1 rRNA gene is annotated in these 223 nt (G+C 49.8%); it reads right to left on the minus strand.

The annotated features are described in order from the left end of the window. Positions 1 to 66, minus strand: a 5S ribosomal RNA gene (gene rrf / locus KQJ18_RS24555); the annotation flags it as partial. Positions 67 to 223: the final 157 nt, after the last annotated feature.

Raw genomic sequence — 223 nt, forward strand, 5'->3', positions numbered from 1 at the left:
GCTACGGCGTTTCACTTCTGAGTTCGGCATGGGGTCAGGTGGGACCACCGCGCTACAGCCGCCAGGCAAATTCTGTTTATTAACCCGCTTTTCGCCGGTTAATCTTATCTGTATCAGGCTGAAAATCTGTCTCTTCGCCAAAACACCTTCGGCGTTGTAAGGTTAAGCCTCACGGTTCATTAGTATCGGTTAGCTCAATGTATCGCTACACTTACACACCCGA

This window comes from Citrobacter sp. S55_ASV_140, from assembly GCF_018919505.1.
GTDB lineage: Bacteria > Pseudomonadota > Gammaproteobacteria > Enterobacterales > Enterobacteriaceae > Citrobacter > Citrobacter werkmanii.